The sequence below is a fragment of the Caulobacter sp. genome, assembly GCF_039596335.1.
Classification (GTDB): Bacteria; Pseudomonadota; Alphaproteobacteria; order Caulobacterales; family Caulobacteraceae; genus Caulobacter.
This window is the reverse complement of the sequence record NZ_JBCNJZ010000006.1, coordinates 184,744-199,309: the sequence shown is the minus strand read 5'-3', so window position 1 is coordinate 199,309 and position 14,566 is coordinate 184,744. Positions and strand designations below refer to the sequence as shown.

The following is a 14,566-nucleotide window of genomic DNA, read 5'->3' as shown; positions in this document are numbered from 1 at the left end:
AGTAAGCCGCTAGAGTATCCCGCATGCCTCATCCGCCAGCGCCCGTCATCGCCGTGATCGGTGCGGGCTTCAGCGGCGTCATGACCGCCCTGAACCTTCTTCGCCGCTCGCCGGACGTGAAGGTGATCCTGTTCGAGCGGCGCGTGCCGGTCGGGCTCGGCGCGGCCTATGCGACCCACAATCCCCTGCATCGCCTGAACGTCCGCGCTGGCAATATGAGCGCATGGCCGGACGAACGCGGCCATTTCGTCGACTGGCTGGACGCCGAGGGCCTGCATCTGGGCGCGGCCGACTTCGCCACCCGCGCCGACTATGGCCGCTACATCCAGAGCCAGGTAGCCGAGATCGCCGAAGGGTCGGCGGGCGCGGGCCGGCTGGTGGTCACGCCCGACGCCGTGGTCGGCCTTGAGCCCGGCGGCGACGGCTGGCGGCTGCAGTGCGCCATGGGTCGTGCGGTCACCGTCCACGCGGTCGTCCTGGCCCTAGGCAACCCGCCGCCCGCGCGTCCACCGGGGATCGACGACGCCTTCGCCGCCTCCGAGGACTACGTGCCCGATCCCTGGCGCTGGAACTCCGAGACCCTGCCGCCTGGTCCCGTGCTGCTGGTTGGCACGGGCCTGACGATGATCGACGTCGCCCTGTCGCTGGACGACGCCCAGAGAGGCCGGCCGATCATGGCCCTGTCGCGGCGCGGCCTGCTGCCTCTGGAGCATGACCTCACGCCGCCCTCGGGCGCGCATCTGGATCCGCCGCCCTCGGACCTGTCGCCGCTGGAGGCCATGGCCTGGCTGCGCCGCGCGGCGGCGGAGCATGGCTGGCGGACCGCCATCGATTCTGTCCGCCCCGCCACCCAGGCGCTGTGGCGGCACTGGTCCGTCGCCGAGAAGCAGGCCTTCCTGCGCCACGCCCGACCGTTCTGGGAGGTGCATCGCCACCGCCTGGCCCCGACCGTCGCCGCGCGGATCCGGCAGATGCGCTCCGCCGGGCAGTTGCATGTGGCCGCTGGCAAGATCCGCGAGATCGGCAAGCAGCCCGATGGCCTGGTCCTGGCCAAGTGGCGCGGACGCGGCCGACGCCAGAACTACGTTGCCCGCGCTGTGGCCGTGATCAACTGCACCGGCCCGACCGGCGATGTCCTGGCCTCGACCGACGCCTTGCTGAAGGACCTGCTGCGCCGAGGCCTGGCCCGTCCCGATCCCCTGCGCCTGGGCCTGGATGTCGATGACGACAACCGGGTGCGCGACGTCTCGGGATCGGCCTGGCCCACCCTGTTGGCCGTCGGCCCCGCCACGCGCGGCGCCTTCTGGGAGATCACCGCCGTCCCCGACATCCGGGGCCAGGCGGCGGCCGTCGCCGCTGCAACCTTGGCCGGACTGAGCCGAAGCTAGGCACCCGGCGCCGCGATTGCTCGCAGAACCATGTCCAGCGACGCACTGCCCGCGCCGCCGTCTTGACGGTGAGAGCGAATGCTTTGCTCAATGACACTGCAAAGAGCAAAAGAACCGCGACCGAGCACCTCGGTACGCGCGATAGGCATTTCCTTATAATCAGAGCTTATAAGCGTCGTCGATGTTCACAAAATGGACACGAATGCTCGACAGTTCGACTTAAAATATCCATTCCGCGAAATCAGAAATTATGAATTTACCTACCGAACGCTGATCCACGACGCTCCTTCCCAGTCAATAAGGATTGGGGATCGAGATGACTTTCCGTAAAGCTGCGCCGCGCCTCCGCGCGCTTCTTCTGGCCGCTTCCGTGCTGGGCGGCGCAACGCCCGTGCTGGCCCAGGAGACCGACAAGACAGAGCTCGACTCCGTCGTCGTCACCGGCAAGCGCCTGTCCGAGGCCAGCGTCGCCATCGGCACCGACCACGCCACCGCCACGGTCTCGATCACCCGCGAAGCGCTGCTGTCGGCCCCCGCCGGCGTCACCGGCCTGAAGATGCTGGAGTCCCTACCCGGCTTCAACGTCCAGGCCAACGACGCCCTGGGCATGTACGAGTTCGGCAACTCGGTCTCGGTGCGCGCTTTCAACTTCCAGCAGATCGGCTTCTTGCTGGACAACATCCCCATGGGCCGCAGCGACCAGTTCGGCGGCAGCCCGATCTATCGCTATGTCGACAATGAAAACCTGCTGCGGGTGACGGCCTCAGCCGGGGCCGGCGACGTCGCCCTGCCCAGCTACGCCTCGCTGGGGCCGATCGTCGACTACTTCACTCAGGCCCCCGCGGCCGAGGCCGGCGGTTCGGTTAGCGGCACCCTGGGCAGCAACGCCCTCAAGCGCGGCTTCCTGCGGCTGGAGTCGGGCAAGATCGGCCCGGTGTCGGGCTATGTCAGCGGCTCGTGGATCAAGGGCGACCTGTGGCGCGGTCCGGGCGACATCGACCGCAAGCACATCGAAGGCAAGCTGCGATATGAGTTGCCCAATGGCGGCGACATCAGCTTCCAGACCGTCCACAACGACTATTTCGACTACGACAGCCCGTCGATCACCCTGGCCCAGTACAACAGCACGACCGGCGACATCTTCGGCCGCAAGGGTCGTTCCTTCGCCTATCTGGGACACATCCCCAATCCCGGCCCGGCGGGCACGCCCGAGACCGGAACAAACCTGCCGGCGACGGCGACTGGCCCGACCTATTCGAACGCCAACTACGCCCAATATTACAAGTTTGCGGTCAACAAGCGGAAGGACCACCTGTACGGCCTGACGCTGAACACGCCGCTCGGCGAAAACCTGGACCTGACCACCACGGCCTATTACGAGGACAAGGGCGGTTACGGCGTCTCACCGGAAGCCTACGGCACCTCTCTGACCAGTCACAACGCTCAGATCGGCAAGGTCGCCGGTATCGTCGCCCCGCGCGGCATCCAGTACGGCCTCTCCGGCGTCGACGGCATCCGCCAGGGCCTGACTGCCAAGGTCTCCTGGCATCTGGGCTTCAACAAGATCGAAGCCGGCCTGTGGATCGAGAACGACGACTATCACCGCACCCAGAACCGCTACAATGTCGAGAACGGCCACCCAGACGGCGCACCGCTGTTCAACGAGCGGGTCCACGCCCAGCGCGACTACAAGTCGTTGCGCGAGACGAAGCAGTTCTTCGTCAAGGACACCCTGACCCTGCTGGACTCCAAGCTGAAGCTGGAGCTGGGCTTCAAGGCTACGGACATCGACTACAAGATCGCCGGCTATCGCAACCCGGCCGACTATATCGCCGGCCGCCACCCGATCCTGAAGGCCAACTGGAAGGACAGCTTCCTGCCCCAGGTCGGCGGGGTCTACAACGTCACCGGCCGCGACCAGGTGTTCGCCTCGTATTCGGAAAACATGGCCCTGCCGCGCGGCGCGGACGACATCTTCTCGGCCGCCAGCCCGACCGTGACCGCGCCGGAACCCGAAACCTCGACCAACTGGGAAATCGGCTACCGCGCCAACCACCGCACCTTCAACGCTTCGATCGTGGCCTATCAGACGCAGTTCAAGAACCGGCTGCAGTCGTTCGCAGCGCTGGTCCCGGGCGGCGGTGGCATCACCGAGAGCTTCTTCCAGAACGTCGGGGCGGTGAAGGCTAAGGGCGTCGAGTTCAGCGGCCAATGGAAGCCGGAAGTCTTCGCCGGCCGCGCCTATTTCAACGCCAATGTCTCGTACAACGACGCCAAGTTCCAGGACGACGTCCTGAACTACCGCGCCAGCACCACGGCCGCGCCGACCACCCTGCCTATCGCCGGCAAGAAGGTGCCCGATTTCCCCGACTGGGTGGTCCAGGGCGGCGTGACGCTGGAGCCGTTCGACGGCCTGCTGGTGAATGTCTCGGCTCGTCACCTGGAGAGCCGCTTCACCAACTTTATCAACAGCGAGAGCGTCGGCGGCTATACGATCGTCAACGCCTATATCGACATCGGCGACGGCTTCGCCGCCGGCCCGTTCAGCCAGGTCAAGGCGCGGGTCAACATCGATAACCTGTTCGACAAGGACTATCTGGGCACGATCAGCACCACGGTGAACACCCCGGCCAGCTTCCGGCCGGCGTCGCCGCGGACGATCCAGTTCACGATCTCGGCGGACTTCTAGCCGCCGACAGTCACGTAGATCGGGTTACCGATCAGAAGGAGCCGTCCGGCCGGGTCGCGGACATTGACCCGCACCCAGCCGGACCGCTCGCCCATGACGATCGAGAAGATGCCCGGCGCAGTCAGGGTCGGCGAGACCTTGGCCCCGTCGCGGATGACCTCCAGACTGGCGGCGTCAACGCCGGTCAACGCGACGGTGAAAGTCACCGTCTCGCCCGGCTTGGCCTTCAGCTCGCCGCCCATCACGGCGGTACGGTCGCCAGCCTGGGCAGAAACGTCCAGCAGACGCTCACGCGTCCCGTCCAGGTCGATGAACACCCGCCCAGCCCGTACGCCGGCCAGCACGGCCGGCGTCGAGAGCGCGTCGGCGTGCACGACGGTGGTCGGCCGGCCAATCGCCGAGGCGGTTTCATGCGGCAGGCCGGCGTCATGGTTGTCGCTGCCGCCGATGGCGGCGATCCGTCGGCCAGCATTCAGTTGCGCCTCCCAGAAGGCGATGCCCGTCAGCGGCCCCTCGGCCCCGCCCTGGGCGCGCTCGGAACCGCCGTTGGCGACCTCGATGGCCTGGACCTGGGCGTAGTCGGTGTCGCTGACCGTCCAGCCGCAGCCCATGCAAAGCTCGCCCGATGGGGAACTTGGGTGATTGATCGAGAACACCCCGCCCTCGCGCGTCACCGCGTCCTGCAGGCGCTTGATCGTCGGCAGGGCCGCATCGCCTAGGCGGAAGTCCAGGAATTGGGTCGGGCCGAACACGTTGGCGTGGCCGTGGAAGGTGGTGATCTCGCGCCCGGGGATCAGCAGCAACTTGTCGAAGGCCGGCTGCAGGGCGTCCATGTCCTGGAAGTGGCTGGTGGTGTTGTGGTCGGTGATAGCCACGAAATCCAGGCCCCGCTCGGCGGCGACCTGGGCTGTGCGATACAGCGGACACGGCGCGCGGCCGCCCGACTGGCTCGCGCAGGAGCCGTCACTGTGGCCGGTGTGAACGTGCAGGTCGCCGCGATACCAGGCTGTGCCAGCGCGCAACGGCGGCGGGCTGGCCGCCTGCCCTTCCCGCTCGAAGAACAGCTTGGCCTCGTAGGTCGCAATCGTGGCCGCACGGGTGTTGGGAACGCCGAGCAGCAGGGCCCAGCGTCCGGCCGGCAGCGGTCCCGGCAGATAGCTCAGGGTCGCAGCCTCGGCGCTGACCGAGAACGTGCGCTTGTTGCCGCCGCTCCAACCCCGGAAGCGCTGGGGATCCAGCAGACCCAGGTCGACGACGGTCTTCTGATCCTTGCCGGTGTAGTCGAAGGCGATGGTCAGCCGCGTGACGCCCTTGGGCACATCGAAGGTCACGCGCTTGTAGGTCTGGTGATCCGCCCCGACGATCTTGCCCACCAACACCAGGTCCGGCGCCGTGTCGGCGGCCCAGACCGGCCCGGCGACCAGCAGGAAAAGCACGATCATCAGCCGACGGATCATATTGGCGCTCCGGACGAAAAGATGGGCGGCCGGAGACCCGGCCGCCCAAGTTTCAGGGGAAGAAAGGACGCTTCTTAGAAGCGGTACATCACAGCCGCGCGGAACGAGCGGCCGAATTCCGGACGACCGATGCCGTACAGCGAACCGGCCTCGCCGCTGATGATCTGGCCGGCGCGGGGGTTGCCCTCGGTCAGGCCGATCTCATTGGTCAGGTTGTTGCCATAGGCATAGAGCGCCAGCTTGTCGGTGACGTCGAAGCGGACCGTCGCGCCGACCAGGGTGTAGGCCGGCAGCTTCGAGGTGTTGGCCGCGTCCGAGAAGCGCGCGCCGTAGCGTTCGAGGCTGCTTTCGATGCGCATCCGACCGTCCAGCAGGTTCAGCCCCGGCGTAAGGCGGAACGAGGTCTTGGGCACGCGCACCAGCTGGTTGCCGGTGAAGTCCCGCGTTCGGCTGCCCGACGTGGCCGGCGGCTTGACCGTGCAGCTCGGGTCGGTGGCGGCGACGGTGCAGCTTTCCTCGAACTGGTAGTCGCCGAACTCGGGGTTCTGCACCGTGGCGCTGAAGCCCAGGTCGAACCACTTGACCGGCCGCACTACACCTTCGACTTCCAAGCCCAGGGTCTTGGTGTCGGTGATGCTGGTCTGGTTCACATAGGCCCCGGTGGTCGGGTTGAAGACCAGGCTGCCGAAGGTCAGGGCGTCATAGGCGGTGTGGAAGACCGTGGCGTACAGATCCAGCTTGCCGGTCGACAGCTTGTAGCCCGCCTCCATCAGATCCATCGTCTGGACGAACGGCGCGGTGTTGCTGGCGTTGGTGATGTAGTCGCCCAGCGACGGCAGACGGAACGCCGAGGTGTAGCGGGCGAAGACGCCCATCCGCGGCGTGATCCGGTAGTCAGCGCCGACGGTCCAGCCGGCGTGGTCGAACTTGCGCGTGAAGCGGTCGTAGACGCCCGTGCCGGCCAGCACGGTGTCGTCGGCCGGGGTCGGCGACAGGCCCAGATTGATGGTCGCCGACCGCTCGCTGCGGCCGGTGAACTCCACCTTCTCCCAGCGCACGCCCGCGTCGATGCGCAGGGCCGGCGTCACTTGCCACTCGTCGGTCAGGTACAGGGCCGTGGTGTTGGACTTGCCGTCACCATTGGCGAACTCGGCGCCGTAACGGCTGATGCCGTTCTCGGTCAGGCTGGACAGCACCCGGCCCGTATTGTCGACGGCCACGATGTCCAGGCGACGGGCGTTGTTGCGCACGTCCAGCAGGGCGTTGGCCGAATAGCGGTTGAAGGCCTCTTCCACATGGGCGTGGTAGAAGCCGACCGCAACGTCGTGGGTCTGGCCGCCGATGTCGAACTTGTGGACCAGGCGGGTGTCGCTGATCAGTTCGTCCAGCGGCACCGAGACGTAGCGCAGCGACCCGTCCAGCACGAGACCGTTGCCGTTCTGCCCCGCGCCCGTGGTGCTGAAGATCTCGCTGGGATTGGTCGCGTAGCGCAGCTGCACGTCGGTCGCGCCCGGCGTGACGGCCAACAGCTGGGCGCGATACTGGGCGATACGGGCCGCGCCAGTCACCGGCGTGTTGGGGAACAGGCCGATGCGCTTGGACTCCGAGGTCCGGTAGCGCAGCGTCTCCTGCAGATGCCAGCCGTCGGCGATCTCGTACTTCAGGACAGCGGTAGCCTGGGTCAGCTTGACTTCGGTGCCGCGCGACAGGTCCCAGTCGAACGGGCCCTTGGGGCCGCGCAGGGTCAGCTTGTTGGTCTCCGGACCTGACAGGGTGCCGGTCAGCGGGTCGAAGCCCGGGGCGGCACTGGGCTTGCCGGCGGCGTCGAACTTCAGCGGCACGCCGGCGAACAGGATGACGTTGTCGTCCAGGTGCTTGATGTTGAAGTCGAAGCTGCCGCGCTCGAAGTCGCGGCCGATCGAGGCGCGGACCTGATAGCCCTTGTTGGCCGCAAAGCCCGGGTCGCGAATGCCGTCGTCCTCGCGCCAGAAACCGCCGACGCTGGCGCGCCAGTCGCCAATCGGACCGCCGTAGTAGGCGTCGACGCGCTTCAGGCCGTAGTCGCTGGCCTGGACCTTCACCAGGCCTTCCTGCACGTCGCCCTTGCGGGTGATGAAGTTGACGGTACCGCCCGGGGCGTAGGACGCGAAGATCGACGAAGGACCGCCGCGCACGACTTCGATGCGCTCGATGGTCTCGTCCAGGCGGAACGACTGGTCGGCGTTCAGATAGCCCAGGCCGCCGTCGTGCTGCACCGGCGCGCCGTCCTCCTGCAGGGCGATGGCCGAAAAGCCTTCCTGCGGAATGCCGCGGGCGCGGATGTTGGCGCTGGCCTCGCCGCCCGAAGCCTCGACCCAGAAGCCGGGCACCGACTTAAGCGCATCGGCCACGCCCATCGGGGCGCGCATCCGCAGGGTTTCCTCGTTCATGCTGGTGACGGCGTAGCTGGTGGCCAGACGCGTGCGGGCGTCCGAACCAGCGCGCGAGGTGACGATGACCTCCTCGACCACCTCAGCGGCGGCCGCGCTGGCCAAAGGGGCGCCGCTCCGGGCGCGCAGGGTGATGACCTGGGCGTTGGCCGAAGCGATCTCCAGGTCGGCGCCGGCGATCAAGCGACGCAGCGCCTCTTCACGGCCGTAGGCGCCCTTCAGCTCCGCCGTGCGGTGACGGGCGGCGATGTCGTAGGGGAACATCAGCTGTACGCCGGCCTGGCGCGAGAAGGTGTTCAGCGCCGTGGCGGCGTCGCCGGCCGGGATATCGAAGGTCACGCTGGCCGCGGCTTGCGCGACAGCTTGGGCCGGTGCGACGGCGACCAGCGCCGTGGTGGCCAGAAGAATGCCCGCGCTGATGCGCGGAGCCCAGGTCTTGCTCATTGGATCGCCCCTTGCTTGGTTCGCCGGAAACCGGCGTCTCGACCCGCAAGACGGGGGGCGACGCAAAGACCGCTATGGAGATTTAAGAAGAATTCTTGACGATCCGTCGTCGATGATCCGTAGACCGAACGTCGTGCGCAACGCGCGCAGGAAGCTGTCGGGGTCGCCGGTGAGGAAACGCCCGCCCAGCCGCAGATTGGCCGCGCGCGTGTCGTCGACGACCAGCTTGCGGGTCAGGTAGCGGTTGTATTCTTCGACCGCAGCCGACAGGGACTGGCCCTCGAAGACGATCTCGCCGCGCCGCCAGGCCTGGACGCTCTGGACCTCGGCCTCGCGCGCATCCGCCACATCGATGCGCTGGTCGGTGATTTCCAGCACCTGACGCGCGGCGGCGGCGCTGGCCACGCCAACCTCGGCGCTGGCCGAGACGGTTTCGACCGCCGCCTGCCCGGCCAGCACGATCAGATCCAGGCCCGCCGGCCGCAGGCGCGCGTTGAACTGCCCGGCCGCCAGCCGCGCCAGCCCCCGCACGGTGACCAGCTCAAACGGCCGCAGGGCGTCCTGGGCGACGGTCAGGGCCGCCTCCCCCCGCTCCAGCCACAACCGGCGGCGCTTGCGGTCGAAGCGCCAGGCGATCCTGGTGTCGGTGTTGAGCTCGACCGAACTGCCGTCCGGCAAGGTGAAGGTCCGCCGCTCGCCCACATCGGTGGAGACGCCGGTACGCAGCAGATGATCGCGTCCCAGATAGACGCCGCCCACCAGACTGGCCGCCAGGGCCCCGCCCCCCGCCAGCCAACCGCGGCGGCTCACGCGCAGCTCACGCGCCGGCGGCAAGGCGTCGGCGGTGCGCAGCACGTCCAGTCGGCTCCAGGCGGCGGCCACTTGCGCGAAGGCGGCGGCGCGGCGCGGATCGGCCTCGCGCCAGTCATCCAGCTCGCGTTCCGTGGTCCGGCCGGCGTCCAGTCGCGCCAGCCACTCCGAAGCCTGGGCGATCAACGCGTCTCGGTCTTGATCGCCCGTTTGACCCATGAACTCGATCTTTTTGCGAAACTGCGGCCATCGCTCGCCGCCAGGGCCTTGGTCAAGAGCTTAAGACCCTTGGCCAGATGCTTCTCGACCGTAGAGACGGACAAGTTCAGCCGGACCGCTATCTGTCCGGGCGACAGACCGTGCATTTTTCGCAGGGTCAGCACCTTGCGGCACTGCTCGGGCAAGCGGTCCAGGGCGGCCAGCACCCGGTCCAGCTCCTCGCGGGCGCTGGTCACGGCGTAGGCGTCCGGCGAAGGATCGGCCAAGGCGTCCATCTCCAGCACTCCGATCTGGCGGATCCCTACGACCTTGGCCCGGCGGAAACGCTCATAGGCCAGGTTGCGGATGATGGTCAGGACGAACCGCTCGGGCGCCTCCAGCCGCTTCCAGTCCGGCACGCCCAGGACCTTGGCGTAGGCCTCCTGCACCAGGTCTTCGGCATCGGCCTCATCACTGGTCAGCTTGCGGGCATAGGCGCGGTAGTTGTCGGCGTACGGCAGCACGCTCGTCACGAACCATCGGTCTATATCGCGAAGCCAGGCCATCACCACGTCCCGTCGCCCAGCGCGCCGCCGAGTCGATGCGCGGTGACTAGCGGGGCCTCGTGACGGTTTGCTGACGGTGCGCGGTCGCCTCCTCGCGACTTCGCCATATGCGCGAAAGCCACACTTGCATAACGTCGTTATTCAATTGATGGTCGCATTGGACATAGGCGTGGGGGCGTCATGAACAGCATCGCTATTTTGCATGGCTGGAGCGACAAGGGCGACTCCTTCAAGCATTTACGCGACTTCCTGGGTCAGAACGGCTTCGCCGTGCAGGACGTCTTCCTGGGCAACTACATCTCGATGGACGACGACGTCCGGGTCGAGGATGTGGCCAAGCGGATGGACGTGGTGATCCAGGCGATGATTGCCGCTGGGACGCTTAGCCAGACCTTCGACTTGATCGTGCATTCCACCGGCGCCCTCGTCGCGCGGCAGTGGATGGCGAACCTGCACGCGGCGGGGCGGACCGTGCCCGTACGGCGCTTTGTGATGCTGGCGCCGGCCAATTTCGGCTCGCGGCTGGCCGCGGTCGGCAAGAGCATGATCGGCCGCCTGACCAAGGGTCTGGGCAATCGCCTGGAGACCGGTGAGGAGATGCTGCGGGCGCTGGAGCTGGCCTCGCCGTATCAATGGAAGCTGGCCCAGCAGGATTTGCTGGCCCGCCCGGGCGAGGACGCCTCGGGGCCGTTCAGCGCGATCGACGATACGAAGGGCGTCCTTCCTTTCGTCATCGTCGGCACGCGCGCTTATGATTCCGGCCTGCAGCAGATCATCAACGAGGCCGGGTCAGATGGCACCGTGCGGGTGTCGGCGGCGGACATCAACGCCACGGGCTTCACGATCGACTTCAGCAAGAACAGCGCCGATCCGCAGGTCACTCTCTGGCCGCTGCGCAAGCCGTACGCCGCGCCTCTGGCGGTGCTGCCCGAGCGCGATCACACCGAGATCACTCACCCCGAGCAAAGCGGCGAGATCCTGCCGCCGAAAGATGCCCGCCTGCGCGAGTTGCTGTTGCAAGCGCTGAGGTGCGTGTCGCTCGCGGAGTACAAGACCATCACCGACGCCTGGCAGGCGATCAGCGACGAGACCGCCACCCTGGCACAATCCCAGGAGCTGATCGATCAGACCTTCGGCAATCTCGACGATCCCAAGCCCAAGCAGTTCCACCGCTATCTGCAGCTGAACGTCATGGTGCGTGACGACTACGGCAATCTGGTCAGCGACTACTTTCTGGAGTTCGCGGAGCCCGACGCCAAGAACCGCAAGGGCATGATCACCTTCCACCGCGACGTGCTCGAGCACGTGCATGTCAATTCGATCCACCCGGCCTATCGCTGCCTGTACATCGACCACACCGACCTGATGGACATCTTTTACCGGAACAACACGGCGGAACTGGCGGTCAGCATCTCGGCAGCGCCGCTGGGGCGGAACATAAAATACTTCGACTCTAAGACCGACAGCGCCAAGGGTGAGGTCAATATCCACGCCCAGGACGTCAACGCCCGCGCCGACCTGCCTGCGCGGCTTCATCGCAACCGGACGCACTTTGTGGAAGTGATCATTCCCCGGCGGCCGATCGACAAGGTCTTCTCGTTCCTGCCCTGACGGAGCGCCGTGGTGCTGATTTTCGCCAAGCCTTACTGGACCGACACCCTACTGGACGTCAGCGCCGGCCAGACCGTCCGTTTCACCGCGACCGGAACCTGGACCGACTGGACCATCACCTGTGGTCCCGAAGGCTACGAGCGCCCGATGATGAACCTTGCGCGCCCGCTGCGGCGACGGCCCAGCGCGCCATGGTTTGCGCTGTGCGGCGCGCTCGACCAGCGCGGGGACGAGACCTTCCTGATCGGCGCAGAGGCGGAGATCATCTTCGAGAAATCCGGCCGCCTGTTCGTCTTCGCCAACGACGTTCCCGGTTTCTATTTCAACAACAAGGGCGCGATCGACCTGTCCCTGGCCACCACGTCCTAGCCATTGCCGAGACCTGCGAGCGACCGCAGAAAAACTTCATCGACCAAAATCCTACTCAATGAATAGATTTTACCTGCGACGTCGCTCCTCCCCTTGAGGCGTCGCGATCTCCGCCCGGCTTGTGGGGCCGGCGCGAGCGTCTCCGGCGCGGTCCGTTCACGGCGCCGGAGACGCGGCCTTTCCGGCGAAGGGGCACCGGCTGGTTCCAGGACTTCAAGGGCGCCCGAACGCAAGCGGCCGGACCCGCAAGGAGCCCGGCCGCCATCGGTTTTCAGGTTCGGCTCATCATTCAGCTGGGACGGTCACCTCCTTCGGTTGCTTAGCGGCGGACCGGCGCGAACCGATCAGCAGCTTGGCGGCGAAGGCGGCCAGGGTGAACGCCCCGCCGGCAAAGACGATGTCGCCGGGCACGCGCATCCAGACCAGGGTCTGTACCAGCGGCGAGTGGATCACTTCCGGCGAGCGGGCGAACCACATGCCGTGCTCGATGCTGGCGATGGCCTGCACCACGCCGACCGGCAGCAGCGACAGGAAGATCATCATCGCCAGGCCGCCGTTCAGCAGCCAGAACGTCCAGGCCAGCAGGCGGTCGTCCCAGGCCTCGCGGCGCGCCAGACCCCGGAAGCAGAACAGCAGCAGGCCGATGCCCAGCATGCCGTAGACCCCGAAGAGCGCGGCGTGAGCGTGGGTAGCCGTCGTGTTCAGACCCTGGATGAAGTACAGGCTGACCGGCGGGTTGATCATGAAGCCGAAGACGCCGGCCCCCAGCAGGTTCCAGAACGACACCGCTACGAAGAAGAAGATCGGCCAGCGATAGGTGGCGACCCACGGGGCGGCCTTGGTGTGGCGGAAGGTCTCGTAGGCCTCGGCGCCGATCAGGGCCAGCGGCACGACCTCCAGGGCCGAGAACACCGAGCCGATGGCGATCACCGAAACTGGCGTGCCGGCGAAATACCAGTGGTGGGCGGTGCCCAGCACGCCGCCGAACAGGAACACGATGGTCCCGAACAGCACCGCGCCGTTGGCGGTCTTGGCCCGGACTAGGCCCAGCTTGACCATCAGCAGGCTGATGACGGCCGTGGCGAACACCTCGAAGAAGCCTTCGACCCACAGGTGGACCACCCACCAGCGCCAGTACTCGACGATGCTGATGTGAGTGTGCTTACCCCACATGAAGCCCGCGCCGTAGAACAGGCCGATAGCGATGGTCGACAGGAACAGGATCCACAGGACGGGCTTGCTGTCCGACGGGACCTTGAGGGCCGGCCACAGGGCGCGGCCGACCAGCACCAGCCACTTCATCAGGCCCACGAACAGCAGGATCTGCCAGAAGCGGCCCAGGTCGACATATTCCCAGCCCTGATGGCCAAACCACCAGTTGGCGTTCAGGTCGAAGACCTGCTGGACGCCCAGCCACTCGCCGGCCATCGAGCCCAGCACGACCACGACCAGGGCGACCCACAGCAGGTCCACGCCCAGCTTCTGGCCCTTGGGTTCGTGACCCGAGATCATCGGCGCGACATAGAGGCCGGTGGCCAGCCAGGCGGTAGCGATCCAGAAGACGGCCAGCTGGGTGTGCCAGGTGCGGGTCACCGCATACGGAATGATGTCCGAGATGCGGACGCCATAGAAGTCATGGCCTTCGACGGCGTAGTGGGCCGTGACCGCGCCCAGGCCGACCTGCAGCAGAAACAGGCCGATGACGGTCAGGAAGTACTTGCCCGTGGCCTTCATCGAGGCCGTGGGCTTCATCAGCGCCAGCGGATCCTGGACCGGGGCCGGCAGGTGTTCCTCGACCTTGGTCTTGGAGTGCCAGAAGACCAGCCCGCCGACCGCGCCGATCAGCAGGATGATGCTGGCGATCGACCAGACGATGGCCGCGGTGGTCGGACGGTTGCCGATCAGCTCCTCATGCGGCCAGTTGGCTGTGTAGGTGATCGCCTGACCGGGACGTTCCGTGCTCGCCGCCCAGGCCGACCACCAGTAGAAGGCGGAGATGGCCGTGCGCCGGGTCGGATCCTTCACCGCGCCGTTGGCGATCGCATATTGCTCGCGCAGCTTTTCCAGCGACGGGTCCGAGCCCAGCAGGGTCTCGTAGTGTCCCCGCACCTGGCGCATGGCCTGGGCGCGGTCGGCGCTGACCGTCACCGAGTCGGTCTTGGCGTCGTAGGTGTTGGTACGGATCTCGCGCTTCAGGCGCTCGCGCAGGCTGGCCTGCTGCTCGGGCTGCAGGGCGTCGTAGGCGGTCTTGAAGTCGCGCTGGGCCCAGATGTCGAGTAGGGCGACAGACTCGCGGTGCAGATAGTCGGCCGACCAGTCCGGCGCGACATAGCCGCCGTGGCCCCAGACGGAGCCGACCTGCTGGCCGCCCATCGATTGCCAGGCCAGTTGCCCGGTCTGGATGTCGGCCTTGGTGACAAGGACCTGGCCGCTCGGATCAACGACCTGCGACGGTATCGGCGGCGCCTCCCGGTAGATTTCGCGTCCCATCAGCCCCAGGACGGTGAACGACACCGCCATCACCAGGGCGAGGACGAACCATAGTCTTCGCGTGTTCATCTCTCGCTTTCCCCATTGCCGTGGGAGAGTCCCGGCGGCGTTCAGG

Annotated in this window: 9 protein-coding genes; 4 read left to right on the top strand and 5 right to left on the bottom strand. The window is 66.8% G+C overall.

The annotated features are described in order from the left end of the window. The first annotated feature begins 23 nt into the window (after nt 1-23). Nucleotides 24-1,388: an FAD/NAD(P)-binding protein gene (locus tag ABDW31_RS14290; protein WP_184719912.1), complete on the top strand. Its 1,365-nt coding sequence runs from the start codon at nt 24-26 to the stop codon at nt 1,386-1,388. 316 nt (nt 1,389-1,704) lie between these two features. Beyond that, nucleotides 1,705-4,077: a TonB-dependent receptor gene (locus ABDW31_RS14285; RefSeq protein WP_343699066.1), complete on the top strand. Its 2,373-nt coding sequence runs from the start codon at nt 1,705-1,707 to the stop codon at nt 4,075-4,077. On the opposite strand, the gene ABDW31_RS14280 is transcribed toward ABDW31_RS14285, so the two are convergent. The 4 genes from ABDW31_RS14280 to ABDW31_RS14265 form a co-directional block, all read right to left on the bottom strand. After that, nucleotides 4,074-5,534, bottom strand: a complete 1,461-nt coding sequence (locus ABDW31_RS14280; protein ID WP_343699065.1) for a CehA/McbA family metallohydrolase — start codon at nt 5,532-5,534, stop codon at nt 4,074-4,076. The genes ABDW31_RS14285 and ABDW31_RS14280 overlap by 4 nt on opposite strands. Nucleotides 5,535-5,608: 74 nt before the next feature. Then, nucleotides 5,609-8,407: a TonB-dependent receptor gene (locus ABDW31_RS14275; protein ID WP_343699064.1), complete on the bottom strand. Its 2,799-nt coding sequence runs from the start codon at nt 8,405-8,407 to the stop codon at nt 5,609-5,611. A 72-nt stretch (nt 8,408-8,479) separates the two neighbouring features. Then, a complete protein-coding gene (locus ABDW31_RS14270) occupies nt 8,480-9,403 on the bottom strand; it encodes a FecR domain-containing protein (RefSeq protein ID WP_343699063.1) in 924 nt (307 codons plus the stop codon). Next, nucleotides 9,400-9,981 carry an RNA polymerase sigma factor gene (locus ABDW31_RS14265; protein WP_184719923.1) on the bottom strand — a complete coding sequence of 194 codons (582 nt, stop codon included), beginning with the start codon at nt 9,979-9,981 and terminating at the stop codon, nt 9,400-9,402. The genes ABDW31_RS14270 and ABDW31_RS14265 overlap by 4 nt, the downstream gene beginning before the upstream one ends. A gap of 180 nt (nt 9,982-10,161) precedes the next feature. Here ABDW31_RS14265 and ABDW31_RS14260 point away from each other — a divergent pair, with 180 nt between their 5' ends. Together ABDW31_RS14260 and ABDW31_RS14255 are read left to right on the top strand one after the other, a co-directional pair. Next, nucleotides 10,162-11,592, top strand: coding sequence for a hypothetical protein (locus ABDW31_RS14260; protein ID WP_343699062.1), 1,431 nt, complete (start codon nt 10,162-10,164; stop codon nt 11,590-11,592). A 12-nt stretch (nt 11,593-11,604) separates the two neighbouring features. Further along, nucleotides 11,605-11,961 (top strand): hypothetical protein, encoded by a 357-nt coding sequence (locus ABDW31_RS14255; RefSeq protein WP_343699061.1) that lies wholly within the window; start codon nt 11,605-11,607, stop codon nt 11,959-11,961. A 285-nt stretch (nt 11,962-12,246) separates the two neighbouring features. On the opposite strand, the gene ABDW31_RS14250 is transcribed toward ABDW31_RS14255, so the two are convergent. Further along, a complete protein-coding gene (locus ABDW31_RS14250) occupies nt 12,247-14,520 on the bottom strand; it encodes a nitric-oxide reductase large subunit (protein WP_343699060.1) in 2,274 nt (757 codons plus the stop codon). Nucleotides 14,521-14,566: the final 46 nt, after the last annotated feature.

Bases quoted from the DNA above. Each gene is read 5' to 3' on its own strand.
- ABDW31_RS14290 (WP_184719912.1), top strand. From the start codon at position 24: ATGCCTCATCCGCCAGCGCCCGTCATCGCCGTGATCGGTGCGGGCTTC.
- ABDW31_RS14285 (WP_343699066.1), top strand. From the start codon at position 1,705: ATGACTTTCCGTAAAGCTGCGCCGCGCCTCCGCGCGCTTCTTCTGGCC.
- ABDW31_RS14280 (WP_343699065.1), bottom strand. From the start codon at position 5,534: ATGATCCGTCGGCTGATGATCGTGCTTTTCCTGCTGGTCGCCGGGCCG.
- ABDW31_RS14275 (WP_343699064.1), bottom strand. From the start codon at position 8,407: ATGAGCAAGACCTGGGCTCCGCGCATCAGCGCGGGCATTCTTCTGGCC.
- ABDW31_RS14265 (WP_184719923.1), bottom strand. From the start codon at position 9,981: ATGGCCTGGCTTCGCGATATAGACCGATGGTTCGTGACGAGCGTGCTG.
- ABDW31_RS14260 (WP_343699062.1), top strand. From the start codon at position 10,162: ATGAACAGCATCGCTATTTTGCATGGCTGGAGCGACAAGGGCGACTCC.
- ABDW31_RS14250 (WP_343699060.1), bottom strand. From the start codon at position 14,520: ATGAACACGCGAAGACTATGGTTCGTCCTCGCCCTGGTGATGGCGGTG.